Source organism: Gemmobacter sp. 24YEA27, assembly GCF_030052995.1.
Taxonomy (GTDB): Bacteria; Pseudomonadota; Alphaproteobacteria; order Rhodobacterales; family Rhodobacteraceae; genus Pseudogemmobacter.
Map to the genome: position 1 here is coordinate 75,564 of NZ_JASJPW010000007.1, position 15,550 is coordinate 91,113.

General features: G+C 61.6%; 6 protein-coding genes. All 6 read right to left on the reverse strand.

All coding sequences use genetic code 11. From position 1 onward, the window contains the following. Nucleotides 1-246: 246 nt before the first annotated feature. The 6 genes from QNO18_RS24410 to QNO18_RS24435 all read right to left on the reverse strand — a co-directional run bounded on the left by QNO18_RS24410 (nt 247) and on the right by QNO18_RS24435 (nt 15,399). Nucleotides 247-456: a hypothetical protein gene (locus tag QNO18_RS24410; protein WP_283180047.1), complete on the reverse strand. Its 210-nt coding sequence runs from the start codon at nt 454-456 to the stop codon at nt 247-249. A 388-nt stretch (nt 457-844) separates the two neighbouring features. Continuing rightward, nucleotides 845-4,417: a hypothetical protein gene (locus QNO18_RS24415; protein ID WP_283180048.1), complete on the reverse strand. Its 3,573-nt coding sequence runs from the start codon at nt 4,415-4,417 to the stop codon at nt 845-847. Continuing rightward, the gene (locus QNO18_RS24420) at nt 4,414-7,233 is read right to left on the reverse strand and encodes a hypothetical protein (protein ID WP_283180049.1); all 2,820 of its coding nucleotides are present in this window, start codon (nt 7,231-7,233) and stop codon (nt 4,414-4,416) included. The genes QNO18_RS24415 and QNO18_RS24420 overlap by 4 nt, the downstream gene beginning before the upstream one ends. Continuing rightward, the gene (locus QNO18_RS24425; protein WP_283180050.1) at nt 7,230-7,766 is read right to left on the reverse strand and encodes a DUF11 domain-containing protein; all 537 of its coding nucleotides are present in this window, start codon (nt 7,764-7,766) and stop codon (nt 7,230-7,232) included. The genes QNO18_RS24420 and QNO18_RS24425 overlap by 4 nt, the downstream gene beginning before the upstream one ends. Beyond that, nucleotides 7,763-11,419 carry a hypothetical protein gene (locus tag QNO18_RS24430; protein ID WP_283180051.1) on the reverse strand — a complete coding sequence of 1,219 codons (3,657 nt, stop codon included), beginning with the start codon at nt 11,417-11,419 and terminating at the stop codon, nt 7,763-7,765. Before QNO18_RS24430 ends, QNO18_RS24425 begins: the two co-directional genes overlap by 4 nt. 146 nt (nt 11,420-11,565) lie before the next feature. Beyond that, nucleotides 11,566-15,399 (reverse strand): SdrD B-like domain-containing protein, encoded by a 3,834-nt coding sequence (locus tag QNO18_RS24435; protein ID WP_283180052.1) that lies wholly within the window; start codon nt 15,397-15,399, stop codon nt 11,566-11,568. Nucleotides 15,400-15,550: the final 151 nt, after the last annotated feature.

Genomic DNA, 15,550 nt, shown 5'->3' on the forward strand with positions numbered 1-15,550 from the left:
TCGAAGGTCCCAAGCCGAGACATATAGGGCATCCGCTCGCCGCACCCCATGTGTTTGATCCCATGGTTTGCTGGCGCGATCCTTTCTTTGGAATGGAAGGATGCCCTATGGGACAAGTTCGTCACGGCAGCGCCACGACCACGCACGCTTTCCGAGCAGCAACACGAGCCGAATGGAAGCTTTGACTGCGGCACTGAGCCGCGAAGCGGGTATTAAACCTAGGACTGTGGCGACGTGACGAAAACCTCAGACGGTCGAAGACATGAAGGCGGGGCCGAAATTGCCTCGTTCTATGGTGCTAAGCCGGGGAGGAGTAAGACCGGGTGACGTCAGCCCTTCGAACAGTCGCCGCGCCGCGCCGTCACTGACCTCAGGCCCTGCCTGCGCCGCCAGTTCGTCCTCTGTCGTCCGTGCATCTGCGCGGCGGGCCGGATCGACACGAAGATCAATGACCACAACCGCCCCCCTGCCCCAGGCAGACGCACAGGCCACAATCCATGCCGCGCCCCCCGGCCGAAAAGTCGCCCGAGCCATAAGCGGATCCGCCAGCCAAAGCGCCACGGGATGCATCCGGTTCCTCACAGCGCGCGCTCGGATCCAGCGCGGCTAAGGCCGGAAGACCTGGCGCGAGCTGAGAAGATCTCCGGGCACGGGCCATGTCGGAGCACTTCCAAAATCGGCGCTTTACTCTATACATGCGCAAAATATCCGCCGCGCCCGTCACATCTATATTATATCCAATAATGTTGCATTATCGGATGTTATGTTCGTTTCAACAAAATCATCATCTGCGGCCGCCGGTTGACTTCAAAGAAGCCACCAGCTGCCGCCTGTAACATCCCCGCTAAAACTGGCTCGTGACATTCAGGAAGAAGCCGGTCCGGGGCGCATCGATCTTCCGCAGGTCATCATCGACTTTGCCCCAGAGGTATCCGCCACCTACCCGCATATTGTCACCAAACAGCCGGTAGACGCCCAGCAGCGCGCCCGTTTCGGTGGTATCCGAGCGCGGAGCATAAAGGCTGCGGACCTCGGCCATCACATCCCAGTTGTGAACGACGTGGTAATCAACCCGCAGGACAGCCAGATGCGCCTCGCTTGAGGTGAAATCACTTGTTCCACGCCCGGCGCTATCGCGCAGCCGATAGCCGTATTTGCCGCCCAGGGTCCAAAGCGGATCAACCTGCCAGCTAATAGCCGCATTCAGAATATGGCTCTTTTGCTTCGGCCCATTGACGTCACCGTCGATATTGACCTGATCGGCACCCGGCAGGTCATAAAGATAGGTATAGCTGACCAGCGCATTCAGCTCGTCATTCTCGACCGGACGCCATGCATATCCAAGGCGGGTCTCGATGTAACGGCCATCTCGGAACGAGGACTGGTCGCTTTCCGAGATCACCGCGTCGACCGAGGAGACAAAGCGCCAGTCCTGGCTGACCTTGGTTTCATAGAAGCCCGAAATCAGCCATGTATCGCGGTCAAGTTCATTGCCCGGACGATCCGACCGCTCGCGCCGCCATTCGCCGCGCAGGCCCGCCGACATTACCTCTGCTTCGCTGTAGCGCACACCAAGCGACAGACCCTCACGCTTGAGGCTGCTGCCGTCGGTCTCACGCCCTTCGCCATATTGGATCATGCCGTCATAGCGCCAGCGCTGGTCGGGGGTATAGGTGACCCCATAGCCCGAGGTCAGTGCCGGCCTTGTGCCGAAAGCGCTGTAGTTGCTTTCGGTGGTATAGGCCCAATTGTCATTGACCTGCGAGCTGCTCCCGAAGACGAGGCTGCCCTTGTCACGCCCCGAAAAATCGCTGGCATCGAAACGGCGCAGCGGATCAAGGCGGTAGCCAATTGTGGTGGTGGTATTGTCGTTAGGCCGGTATCCGAACTCCAGCCGCCCTGCTCCGCCGAGGCTGCCGTCCGAAAGCTCGGCCGTCATCTCAGTACGTTCAGAAAGCCGAAGCGTGCTGCCGATCCCGACCCGGTCATTGCTGCGCCGGGTCGGGTCATGCGACAATGTCGCCTGACCGAAGCCCCAGACCGAAAGATCGGCATCACGCTGCCATGTTACACGGACTGCTGCGTCGGCCCGCCTGCCGAAATCCTGCGGCGATCCGCTTTCGTCGCGGCGATCATGGGCCAGCTCACCTTCGACCTTCCACTGCGCGTTGATGCGATGGGCAAAGCCGATCCGGGCCTTTTCTTCACGATCACCATCGTCGCGCTTCAACCCTTCGCCACCAAAGGTCAGATCGGTGCTGGCGTTCAGCGCCACGGTACCGGACAGGCCCCAGGCATCCTGATCATATTCGAAATCGGCATCCGGCGAAGAGAACCCCGCATCCTTGTGATCGAAGAAGGCCGCCAGTTCGCCGTCCAGCCCTGCAAAGGTCAGATCGGTCTTGCCCCCGATCCGCCAGGACGCCGCATCCAGTCCAGGCAAGCCATAGCTGGGGTTCGACGGCTCCAGGTCCAGACCACCGTTCAGCGAGAAGCTGGAGCCGAAGCCAGGTCCCTCACTGGTAGCATACTCCAGCAGCAGCTCCCGGTCTTGCCCGTCCCGCAACAGGATGTCGACTCCGGCCAGCGTATTGTCGGCAATGCCTGTGGTTTCACGCAGAGCAGAAGCGCCAAGCCGGATGTTGTTGTTGATCCAGCCTTCGCTGCGGGCACCGGCAGTATAGCCGTCGATATCGCCGGTGGTCGGCACATATTCGTATTGTGCTACCAGATTGATATCATAGTCACCCAGTGGGTTGTTCTGGATCAGCCCGTCGCCGCCGGTGCTGGATGACAGCGGCCCGTTCAGGATGATCACCCCCTGCACCGAATTGATGCGGTAATCGGTCCCTTCTGTCAGGCGGCGGGTTTCAACCACCAGCCCGGTGGTCCGTGAGACCACCTGGACAAAGACGCTTTCGCTGTCGGACAGGATATCCTGACGCGACAGGAAATAGGCGCTGCCACCGGTCGCACGCATCACGTCGCGCTGCATCAGACTGTCGGCCTGCGCGGCAAAACCGGTGACGCGCAGCTTCGTCTCACCGCGTGAAGTGACATCAAGATCGCGGTACTCCCCGGACAGACCATAGAGTGCCCGGTCGGTGCGGACGGTGAGCCCGGTGCTTTCGCGGGGTTTGAAATCGCCCCACTGCAAGTGGCTTCCGTCCCGCTCGGCCCGCAGGAAGAACTTGCCCGAACTGGGAGCCAGCTCGGTCATGACGGAATCGTCACCGAAGGTGTTGAACACATCCTCGGACTTCATTTCCCGCAGTGTCTGATCGGGGTTCTTGCGGCCGAAATTGCTGAAGAGGTCACGCAGCTCATCTTCCTGCGTATCGACCGAGGCGGTGATCCGGGTGCCATTGGCCAATGTGCCCTGAGCAAATCCGGCAATGCGGCCCATCTTCCAGGTGCCCTCATTATCGTCGCCGACCGTAAGGTCGATGATGCCGGTCGCAAACCACTCGGACTTTTCGATGGTGACCGAGCGGTCCATTCTGCGGCCATCGATGGCAATCGCAACGCCATGGGTGCCGGGCGGCAGAATGCGCTGGACCACGAAATTGCCCGCCGGATCGACGGGGATCTTTTCCCCCAGCACCTGTACCACCTGACCGGCCAGCGCATGGCCAGAGACGGTGATGGCACCGCCCCGCACCGGAATGCCGCGGCGGGCAGTCATGTCGTCTCCCTCGGCCGCAGCCGTGACCGGACCGTCCAGATCGGCGGCAGCACTCCGGGCGGTGCGGTTCAGCACCAGACTGCGCGTCTCATCCCGCCGGCCGCCGGTGTCGATGACGCGCAGGAAATAGAGGTAATCGCCTTCGCTCCGGTCCGCATCGGCAGCGGGCATCCGCCAGTCAGCGGTACCATTGACCCCGATCGGCACCAGAGCCAGTTCGCGGCCCCGGCGGTCCGTAACCACGACGTCGGCACGGTCGATCCAGCCCGGATAGTTGGAAGAGGCCCTGAAAGTCACAACCTCTCCCGCAGCATAGCCCTGCCGCAGGTCGCCAGTGGCAACAGCCAGGCGGGGGCGTGCCCCAAGTCCATCATAGCTCAGATCCACACCGGCAAGGTCAAGCAGCCGGTCGATCTCGCGCAGCCTGTCAGGACGGGCCGGAGCCCCTGCAATGGTGCGCCTTGCGGCTCCCTCACCCGCCGTCACCCCATCGATGGAGATCGAGAAGCCGATCTCTCCCAGCGGGGCAGCGGGCGCGTCCGAGACATTGGGCTGGACCGGCCGGCTGACGGTGGTGCCTGCGTTGTAATGCAGGCAGTCACCCTCATAGACCGGACCTTCGGCGCGGCAGTCATCCGCCATAACGGGCATGCCGAGGCCAAGCACGGAGACAGTCACCCCCCCCGCAAGAAGGGCTTTCAGCGTTGCGGAAGAACGTTTGACAGGTTTCATTGTGCCACTCCTGCCCGCTCGACGACGGTCTCAATGTTCAGCTTGTACTTCCCGCTGTCCCGCCAGAGCACACGTATAGCGCGCTCGACCCGGCGCAGACGTTGTTTTGCGTCCGCATCAGACTCGCTGCCCGCCAGCACATAGCTGATGCGCAGCATCGTGACGGTCTCGCGGATCTCGCCCACCATCTTCTGCAGGCCTGCGTGCAACGCTGGTTTCAGATCACCGTTGGCTTCGAAGGCATTGGCCGAAAGGTCGACCCGTACCAGCCGCGCCAAAGTTGCCCCGAAATCAAGGCGCGTGATCATGCCTTGGGTCAGCCGCACAACGCGCGGGTTCTCTGTCGTCAGGCGATAGCCTGCCGGCAGGGTCCGTTCATCCAGCTTCAGCATGTAGTTTGAACCGAAGGTCTGCGGCAGGGCGGCGCAGGGCACGTTGAAGCGGCCATGCTCGTCGGTGACGATCGCCACACCATTGGGAGCAATCAGGCGGACATTGGGCAGGCCGCGTTCCTCGGCGGATTTGCTCATGTGACCGTTCTGATCGGCGTCATCGAAGACCCGGCCCAACACGGTTGCGCATTGCATCACCGCATCGGCTAGCACCCGGATCGTCGCCGTCGCCTCCTTGGCAATCTCGCCTCCGGTGGTGTTGTTCACCAGCCGTGCCCGGTTGGTATGGGCCCCGGGCTTGACCGAAGAGCCGATCAGCACATTCAGCGTCAGCTGCCGCGTCTGGCCTGGATCAAGCCTGACACCGTCCAGCGTCACGTTCCGGCCCGAAACCTCGGGCGTGACCGCGACACCGTCCAGCCGTGCCGAACCCTCGCGGTAGAGGAAGCCCGCAGGAAGCTGGTCGATGATCCGCGCTGTCAGCGGCACATTCTCGGCCGCGCTGGTGACGCGGATGGTATAGGGCACCACATCGCCGACCATTGCGGTATCAACACCGGCCAGTTTTTCCAGACCGAAGCCGCCAAGGCCCAGATCCGGAACCGCCGGTGCCGAAGAATGGGCCCGCACGTCGACGCCCGCATCCGAACTTCCCGTGGCATCCCCGCTCAGCACAACCTGCCCGCGACCCACATCGGCTGCGGTCAGGGTATAGGCCGCATTGCTGCATTCAAGGAAAGCGCGCTCCCCGGGCTGCAGAGTGATCGGAAGGCAGACAAGCCCCGGCAGGTTCAGCGAGAGCGAGGCCGGATCCATGGTGACGCCGTTCAGTGCCACGGTCCCGGTATTGATCACCTCGAAGCGGTAGATCACCTGATCCCCCTGCCCCATCATGCCGTCGCCATTCACATCGCGCAGCTCACCCACGGTGATGTTCAGCTCCAGCTCGGGGTAGCCCAGTTCGACAAGCGCGCTGGAGGGATCAGAGGGTACGGTTACCGCAGGCCCGCCGGACGGCTGCCAGGTTCCGCTTGCCGTCGCGGTATTCTCGCGCTTGGCGGCACGGATGTCCTCAAGCGTGATGGCATAGGTCCCGGTGATGGCGACACTGTCGCCCGGCGCAATACTGGCGACCGGATTTCCGGTCAGCACCAGACCCGGCAGCGGATCACTCACTGTCACATTCGTCAGCGTGACGTTGCCGGTATTGGTCAGGGTGAAGGTATAGATGATTTCCTCACCGACCTGGGCCGAGGCCGAGATCCCGGAAGCATCGGCGGTCTTCTCCAATTTCAGCCCGCTGCTGCGCACCGGCGAGATCAGCGTCGGGTCATTCGCCCCGGCAGTGGTGCCCGAGATGTCCTTCACCAGCACCGGAATGCCGGAACCATCGACATAATTGCCGACCGCTTCGGCCTGATTGCTGATCGCATCGCCGCTGTCGATATCGGCCTGTGTCAGCGCATAGACGGCGGTAAAGCTGGTGGCATCGGTCTGACCCGGCGCGAGGCTTGCGATTGGTCCGCCACTGATCTGCAGGCCGGGCATCGGATCGTTCAGAACGATGCCGGTCAGCGTCACATCACCGATATTGGTGATGGCAAATCTGTAGTGCAGCAGATCACCGGGCCGGGGTGGTGTTCCAAGCGCCGAGGCGTCGACGGTCTTCACCAGATCGATCAATGGCGTCCGCGTCAGCGGGGTGACCGTGGGATCATCGTCAGTGACCGTGGTGCCGGACTTGTCGGTCACCACAACCGGCGTTCCTGTGCCGTTGTCAAAAGTACCCGAAGCAATCGCCTGGTTCTCGATCGAGCCGACATCAAGGTCAGACTGCTTGACGGTATAGACCGCCGAGAAGCTGGTGCTGTCGCTCTGGCCGGGCAGCAGGCTGATCGGGCCGCCCGATACCGTAGCCCCCGCAAGGGTTTCGGTCAGGGTGATGCCGGTCAGCGGAACGTTGCCGGTATTGGTGACGGTGAACACCCAGCGGACCGGATCGCCCAGCTTCAGGCCGGCCGGATCAACTGAGGGATCCAGCGCCTTGACCAATGCGATGGCAGGCACACCCGAAACCGGAGTCACCGTCGGCTCGTCCAGACCTTTGTCGGTCATGGAAGAGGACGTCACCGTACCGGGGCTGCCGGGCGGACCATAGTCACCGCTGGCAAGCGCACGGTTGGTGACGTTGCCGGCCGTGATGTCTTCGGCCGTGATCGCATAGCTTGCCGGGCCGACCGTTACGGTATCGCCGGGCGCCATGGTGCCGATGGTGAAGCTGCCCGGCGTCAGGCCCGTCAGCGGATCCGCCACTTCGACGTCACGCAGAGTGACATTACCCGTATTGGTGACAGTGAAGCTGTAGAGGATCTGCTGGCCGACCACGGCCGGATCAGACAGCGCCGTCGCATCAGCGCGCTTCACCAGTTCGATCTGCGGATCCTGCGGAACCGGAACGATGGTCTTGCCAGGTGTTCCCTCGCTCGGGCCCGAAGGCTCGTCGACAGGATCTGGACCGAAGGTACCGCTTGCAAGGGCCTGGTTCTCGACCAGACCTGCATCAATATCATCCTGGGTGATCTGATAGGTCGCGGTGCGCGTCTCGATTGCGCCGGGGCCATGTCGCCAAGGGTGAAGGCGGCAGGGGTCATTCCCGGCAGCGGGTCGGCGAGGGTAACCCCTTCGATCAGGACGTTACCAGTGTTCTTGACCGTGAAGGTATAGGTGATCGTCTCACCCACCACCGCCGGTGTCGAGATAGCCGAGGAAGCCGTCTTCACGAAGCTGAGTTCGGGAAGCTGGTCGATCGGAACCACGACAGTATTCGAGGTTCCCGGCACATTGGTCACTGCATTGGTACCAGGATCCGTGAAGATCGCGTCAAGCGTGGCAGTATTGACCACTTCGCCGGCCTCGATCTCATGTTGGCGGAGCGGATAGGTTGCGGTCAGGGTCACGGCATTGGCCGCCCCGGCTCAAGCACTGCGATGACCCGCCCACCCGGCGTGAAATCCAGTCCCGGCAGAGGATCAGTCAGCTCGACCGCCGTCAGTGTCACGTTGCCGGTATTGGTCACCAGGAAGCTGTAGGTGATCAGATCACCCGGCTGCGGCGGCAGCGAAAGTGCGGGAACAGCTGATTTCACCACAGAAATGCCGGTCTGTTGGGTCAGCGGCAGAACCGTCGGGTCATCCGTCCCGAGGCTTGTGCCGGAATCGTCGCTGACCGTCTGCGGTACGCCCGAACCGTCAACACTCCAGGTCCCCGTCGCCGTGGCCTGATTGGTGAGCGAACCAAGGTTCACATCCGCCTGGGTCAGCACATAGGTTGCACTCAGGGAAGTGCTGTCGGTGGCGCCCGGCTCAAGGACGGGCAGGCTGCCGGCCAGCAAGATCCCGGTCAGGGGATCATCGATGGTCACATCCGTCAGAGTGACGTTGCCGGTATTCGTGACGGCAAAGTCATAGTGAACCACGTCACCGGCCATGGGCGGAGTGGACAGAACCGAATTCGCGGTATCGATCACCTTGACCAGATCGATGGACGGCACCGGCGTCAGCGGCGTGATGACGGTGTCATCATCCGAGATCGTCGTCGGCGTGCTGCCCCATTCGCCCTCGGCCTCGGCGGTATTTTCATACGAACCGCGGTTGATGTCGGCCTGCGTCAGATCATAGCCGCCGACATCGGCCAGGACCCTGGAGGCGCCCGGGTTCAGGGTGAAGGGTGCGATCGCCGCATCGAAGGTCACGCCAAGGTCGGTCAGCGTGATATTGCTCAGGATCACGTTGCCGGTGTTGGTCACCGTGAAGCTATAGCGGATCTCATCCCCGGGAACCGGAGCATTCACATCTGCAAAGCCCGAAATGCTGCCGGTCTTGACCAGCTCAATCCCCGCCACTTGCGGGATGACCAGCGTGGTATCCTCATCGGTGCCGGTGGTATTGCCGGATTCGTCGGTGACAGTGCCACCACTCGCCGGATCCGTACCCCAGTCACCGCTGGCCTCGGCGCGGTTATCCAGGTTGCCGCGTTCGATATCGGCCTGGGTCAGCGTATAGGTGGCGGTGAAGGTCGCGCTATCCGCATCACCCGGATCAAGGTCGATCGGCCCGCCCGAAACCACCGCGCCGATCAGCAGTTCGTCCACGGAAACATTTGTCAGCGTGACATTGCCGGTATTGGTGACGGTGAAGCCATAGGTGACGACCTCACCTTCCTGAGCCAGAGAGGACAGGGTTGAGGTGATGGTCTTGACCAGATCGATTGCGGCCCCCTGCGTGAGCGGGACGGTCACCGGATCCGTATCCACTTCGGGGATCGTCAGATCACCGCCGGTCGTGCGGTCGAAGTAATCACCTTCGGCGCTGGCCTGGTTGTCGACGCGGCCAAAGTCGATATCGGCCTGGGTCACATCATAGGTTGCGGTCAGGATAACGGCATTGGCCGCGCCAGGCTCAAGCGAAGCAACTACATTGCCTGCCGTCCAGACCAGACCGGGCAGCGGGTCAGTAACCGTCACATCTGTCAGCGTCACATTGCCGGTATTTGTCAGCGTGAAGCTGTAGACGATCTGATCTCCCACCTCGGACGGGTTCTGCACGCCGGTATCGTCAGCGCTCTTGACCAAGGTCAGACCCGGAGCCGGATCATAGGTCAGGTCAACAGAAGCCTGGTCATCGACGTCCAGATCTGTTCCGGCCGGCCCGGTTCCGACAGCCGTCACTTCTGCATCATTGGTGAAGATGCCGGCATCTACATCCGCCTGCGTCAGCGTATAGCTGGCAGTGAATGTGGTGCTGTCAACGCCCCCGGCAGCCAGCGGCGTGGTGCGCGATCCCGTGATCGACACATCGTCAAGCTCGGTCAGGACGATATCGCGAAGTTCGACGTTGCCGGTATTGGTGATGGTGAAGCTGTAGGTGACGATGTCACCCGCCATGACCGGATCAGTCGGGGCAGTCGTGATGGCCTTCGTCAGGCTGATCGAGGGGCTGCGCACAAGACTGACCACGGTCGGGTCGTCATTGGTCAGCTCGGTTCCGGAATCGTCGGTGACGACAGTTCCGTTCGGATCCGTACCCGTCGCAACAGCAGTGTTTTCCAGTCCACCGTTTTCAAGATCGGAAACCTTCAGAACATAGGTCCCCGGGAACGACATTGATGCACCCGGCGGTATGCTCAGGAAACCAAGAAGTCCCGTATCGATCACCACATCAGGCAGGTCATCGGTCAGCGTAAGCTGGTTCAGCGTGACGTTGCCCGTGTTCTGGATCGTGAAGAGGAACTCGATCTCGTCACCCGGCATCAGCACGCCGGTCACATCGGTGATGAGCTCCTTCTTCAGCGCAATCGCAGGCGCCGGGTTGAGCGGCGTGACGGTTGGATCCTCATTCGGATCCGAAGGGTCATTGCCCGAGGGCGTATCCGGGAACGGATTGCCCGAATCCGGGACCGTACCCGCCACCTCGACCTGGTTCTCGACCTCGCCCGCATCGATCTCGACCTGACTCAGGGTATGGGTCGCCGTTGCGGTCGTGCTTTCGCCCGGCGCAAGCCGCGACTTGGCCGGAGGCGAGACGGTGGTATTGGCCAGAGGCTCGGAGATGGAGTCGATCACCAGACTGGTATTGCCGATGTTCTCGATCGTGATCGTCCAGGTGACGGTATCCCCCTCAAAGGGCTCGGCCGGGACGGTCGTGGCCACCTTGGTGACCCGCATCAGAGCGTTCTGGAAGAGAGGCTCGACGATATCGTTGGAATGCGCTGAAATCGGTTGACGGCTCGGAAGATAGTCGCCGTCAACGGTGGCGGTATTGGTCACGCTGCCCGCGTCGATATCCACCTGGGTTACGGCATATTCCGCATAGACCACAGCCTGATTGCCCGACTGTCCGAACGGCGCCAGCGAACCGATGGTGAAAGCACCCGCAGGCGATTCCTCGATGCCCGGCAGCGCATCGGTCAGAACCAGATTGTTCAGCTGGGTATTGCCCGTATTGGTGACGGTAAAGCTGTAGCGGATGGTGTCGCCGATCACGGTCGGATCCTGGACACCACTGGTGACCAGCGCCTTCACTACGGTCAGACCCGGCTCGGCCAAAGCCGTGACCGTTTCGGTGTCGTCGTCAGTGACGGTCAGATCGCCGGAACCATCCTCGCCCCATTTTCCGGTGGCGGTGGCGGTATTCTCGATCAGACCGCTGTCGATATCGCTTTGCTTGAGCTTATAGGTCGCGATGAAGGCACCCACCGGACTGGTGGTACCTGCCGCCAGCTGGGCCACGGGCGTATAACTGGTCCAGACCAGATCCACCATCGGGTCAGCGACCGTGACATTCAGCAGCGGCGTATTACCGGTGTTCTCTACCGAGAAAGTATAGGTGATCAAATCGCCCGGCACCGGAGGGTCTGACAGCTGCGAAATGTTGGCGGTCTTTGTCAGCTCGATCTCTGGCGCGAAGTTCAGAACCACCTCGGTCGGAATGTCCAGGCCCCAGGTCGGCGTCGTCCCATCGTTGGAGGCATCGCTCAGGCGGGGATCGGTCGCTCCCTGAAGGCCAGAGAACTGGCCGTCGGCCTGCAAGGCTGCTGTATTGGGCAGCGTCATGCTGGAACCGGGACGCGGCACTGGCGGATTGACCAGCACTGTAAACTTGACCCAGGCCGTGCTCTGCGGCGCGATAGTCCCGCCGGAAATCACATCGTTACCACTCCCGTTGAAAGCCGAATTCAAAGTCAGGTCGCTGGCCGCGCTTAGCGAGCTAACAGCAAACGACCCGGGGCAGGTGACGCACCGCTGAATGTGCCAAAGAGCGGGTCCAGCGTGTCACGCAGCCGGACATTGGTAATCGGCTCCTGACTGTTGTTCTGCAGTCTGAAGGTGTACTCAATTGAGTAGGTGCCATCGACCCGCAGCACGGGCGCGGCCGCCGATTTGGACAGCGCAAGCCCCGGAACCGGGATCAGGCTGAAATCCTTGGTCACAGCCGGCGCGGCCGTGGTCGCCGTAATGCCCAGGATCGATTGTGTGCCGCTTGCCGTACCTCCGCCAACGCCGGCCGGATAGGCCGAACCGGCTGTAAAGGTCCCGCCGGTGGGGATGGTATAGCTGACCTGATAGGCAACACCCGGGGGCAGCAGCTTAAAAACGTAATTCCCGGCTGCATCGGTGGTTGTCGTGCGGGTAACCGAACCACCCAGCAGGTCTGTGCCGGTCAGCTGAACAGAAACCCCGGACACGCCGCTGTCCTGCGGAAGGTCGCGGATCTGGTTGAAGTCAAAATCCCGCCAGATCGTGCCCGAGACCTGCGTCGTCACGATGTCGATCGTGCCGGTTGCAGTATTGTTGCTCTCGTCGTCGAAAGACAGCGTCGAAACCGTTGCGCTATTGCTGAAGATTTGCGGCGAACTGGTCACGTCGGTCACCCGGACGGGCACCCTGATCGAGATCGAGCTGCCAGCCGGCATGTCGGGAAGGATGCAGATCACGTCACGGCCACCGACCTGGCCGTCGCAATTGCCCAGCGACGGAACAGGAGCACCCGTCAGCTCCATATGCGCCGGCAGCTGATCGACCAGCTCAACGCCTTCGGCAAGGCCGATACCCGCGCCGGCGACGTTGCTGACGACGATATCCCAGTCGAAACCTTCAAGCAGATCTGCCTCAGGCGCGGAAGCGGTCTTGCTGACCCGCAAATCGGCCCGTTCATAGACCGAGGTGGTTTCATTCACCACGTTATTGGCCTGCGGATCATAGGCGGCCTCGGCCGATGTAACCCGGGCGTTGTTCGTCCAACGACCACGGGCCACGCCGGTCATCTCGACCTCCAGGATGAGCGACTGATTGACCGCGAGGTGCTCTGCGGAACAGACGATGCTCCCCCCGATAGCGTTCTGCGCAGCCCCGGACGTCAGATTGCATGCCATGCCACTCGTCATCGGCCGCCAAGCTACAAGCTGCATGCCAGCGGTCGGCAGAGTGTCTGTAATCACAACCGAGAAGGCTTCGGACGGACCGGCATTGGTTGCCGTAACAGTATAGACGGTATTCTCGCCCAGTTCGAGCGGGTCGGTACTGTCGATCTTGTTGATGATCAGATCGAGCGCCGGAGCCAAAATCTGATGGCTGATCGCATCCGAATTGTTGGTGGAATCTATCTCCGGCGTAGTGGTGGAGACACTGACGGAATTGGTTATCGCGGAGCCCGTCAGTGCGGTCGAGGGCACCGTCACCACGGTCACCGAATGCTGGCTGCCATTCTGAATGGTGCCCAGATTGCAGACAACGCTGGAGCCAGCGGTCGTCAATCCGCCGGACAGTCCGCTCACTGCACCGCAGCTACCCTGGCTGGGCACTACGCTGACAATGCGCAGACCCGCCGGAAGGCTGTCGGTGACCGTCACATTCTCGGCATCCGACAGGCCGTTGGCCGGAACAATGGCTGCAATGGTATAGATCAGCTGCTGGCCCGCAGGCAGCGAGGCGCCTTCGTCGTGTGAAGCTGACTTCTCGACCACCACATCGGTCCGGGGCGTCACGGCATAGGGAGCCGTGGCCGAGTTGTTGGTATAGTCGGGGTCAGGGGTCACCGTCGAATAGGTTTCGGCGGTGTTGCTCTTGTTGCCTGTGCCACCGGCAAGCACGGTAAGTTCGATGAACGGACAGTCGACCCCCGGCGAACAGATGGGAAGCGTTGCGATCTCGCAGCGCAAATCGCTGTAGAAGGCCGCGCCACGCGTGACCGAACAGACCGCGCCACCGGTCGCATTGTCGATCACGGTCGCGGTGGTGGAAGCGTCGGCAAAGTAAAGATCGGCAAGACGGTCGGTGACCACAACGCTCTCGGCTGCCGTATTGCCGGGATTGATGATTTCAATGCGGAAGCTGACCGGATCGCCCGAGACATAGGGGCCGGTGCTGGTGACGGTCTTTTCGATCCGCAGATCTGATATCTGTGGCCCCTCACCGGAGCCCACGCCAGTGGAGGTCGTGTTGTTCGAGAGATCACGGTCGTCGAATTCCTGCCCCGAATAACCAACGGTCAGACCGTTCGTCAGATTGCCCTCCTCCAGAACCGTGGTGCGAATATTCAGCTGCGGCGTCTGGCCACCGACGGGCAGGCCGGTGGTGGCATAATCGTCGGTATAGCAGGTGATATCCGCCGGCCCGGCTACGGGCGGCGTCACATTACAGGTCCAGTTTGATCCGGCAGGAACAACCACCTCATCCAGCCGCAGGCCAGCCGGAAGATGATCGGTAAAGATCAGCCGGCCTTTAAAAGGCACGTTGCCCGTGTTCTGGGTCCAGATGGGCCAGTCGTACTGATTGCCGACTGTTACCAGCGCATGGGGCGGGCTACCCTTATGGGCGACCAGATCAAACATCGGCACCGCGATATCGGCACCGCCGTCAGATGCGGAATTGTTGGTCGTCAGCACATCGGTCGGCGACGTGATCTCTGCAGTGTTGACCACCGGACCACTGGCGGCGGTATCGGTGGCTGCAATTGCAGTGATGGTGATCGGCGCGCTGTAATCGGCACCCGAGGGGCTGGCGGCGCTGTAGCTGCAGCTGACGGCATTCCCGACTGGCGAAGGACAAGTCCAGCCGGCTCCGGCTGCGCTGACACCAGTGATCGTATAGTTCGGGGGCACAAGATCGCTGATCTGAGCTTCAAGTGGCGCGCCGCCGGCATAGCCGGGGGTCAGCGTGAACGTCACCGGGCTGCCGGTAAAGATCAGCCCCGAGGGTGAGCGGCTCTTGCCCAGTGAGACATCGGTTCCCGGCTGCACGGCAAAGCTGACATTGTCGGCGTCATTGCTCAGATCGGGGTCCATCGGCGATGTACCCGTCACCGAGCCCGCCACCGCGATATTCGATGCGTTGTCGGTCGTGACCTGAGTGGTGAAATCCAGCGTGATAGATTCACCGGCGGCTATCGGTCCAGGCACTGTGCAGTTGATCATCCCGGCAGTCACCGAGCAGCCAGCAGGCAGGCTGACATTGGAAGAAAGCCCGCTCGGCAGTGTCAGGGAGAAGGTCGCTCCGTCCGAAGTATCTGGGCCTTCGTTGGTGATGGTGGCCGTCAGTGTCACATTATCGCCAGCCTGAACCTGCGCGGGTGCGTCAAGCTCGAGCGAAAGATCGGCGCCCCTGACAACGGTGGTGCCCTGATCGACGTTAACGGCGGCGTTAACGATCGTACCATTGAAACTCAAAGTTCCCGAACCAGTGGTGCGAACCAGCACGTGACCGGTCAGCTGCTCGCGCGGCGCAAGCGATGGAACATCGCAGGTAACAGCTGCCGGGCCGGTCAGCTCGGGTGCGGGCGTACAATTCTGCAGTCCGCCGCTAACGCCGACATATACGCCTCCGGCCGGAATAGCGAAGGTAATCGTATCAGCAGCTTCACGGACATTCCCGCCATTCTGGATCCGCACAGCATATTGGATCGTGCCGCCAGCCGGGATAGGGTCATAACCGGTATCGGTGATATTGAGAGTAAGCCCGTTCGCACTGGCCAGGCCCGCAGAGAAACCCAGAGCGACAAAAGCGGTCCCCAGAATCGAGGTTACCTTGCGCATCATCACCGAACTCCATCCTGACAGGCAGAGAACGCGCGCATGAACTCACTCCGTCCAAAAACGGGGTGGCAGACCCGAAAATGGATGGCCGCGTCACTGCTCGCGTTCGCCTAATTGGTGTGTAAAAAAGCGTTTACACGGCTTAGCAACAAGG

Coding starts and splice junctions, on each gene's coding strand:
- QNO18_RS24415 (WP_283180048.1), bottom strand. CDS start 4,417: ATGAAACCTGTCAAACGTTCTTCCGCAACGCTGAAAGCCCTTCTTGCG.
- QNO18_RS24430 (WP_283180051.1), bottom strand. CDS start 11,419: ATGACGCTGCCCAATACAGCAGCCTTGCAGGCCGACGGCCAGTTCTCT.
- QNO18_RS24435 (WP_283180052.1), bottom strand. CDS start 15,399: ATGATGCGCAAGGTAACCTCGATTCTGGGGACCGCTTTTGTCGCTCTG.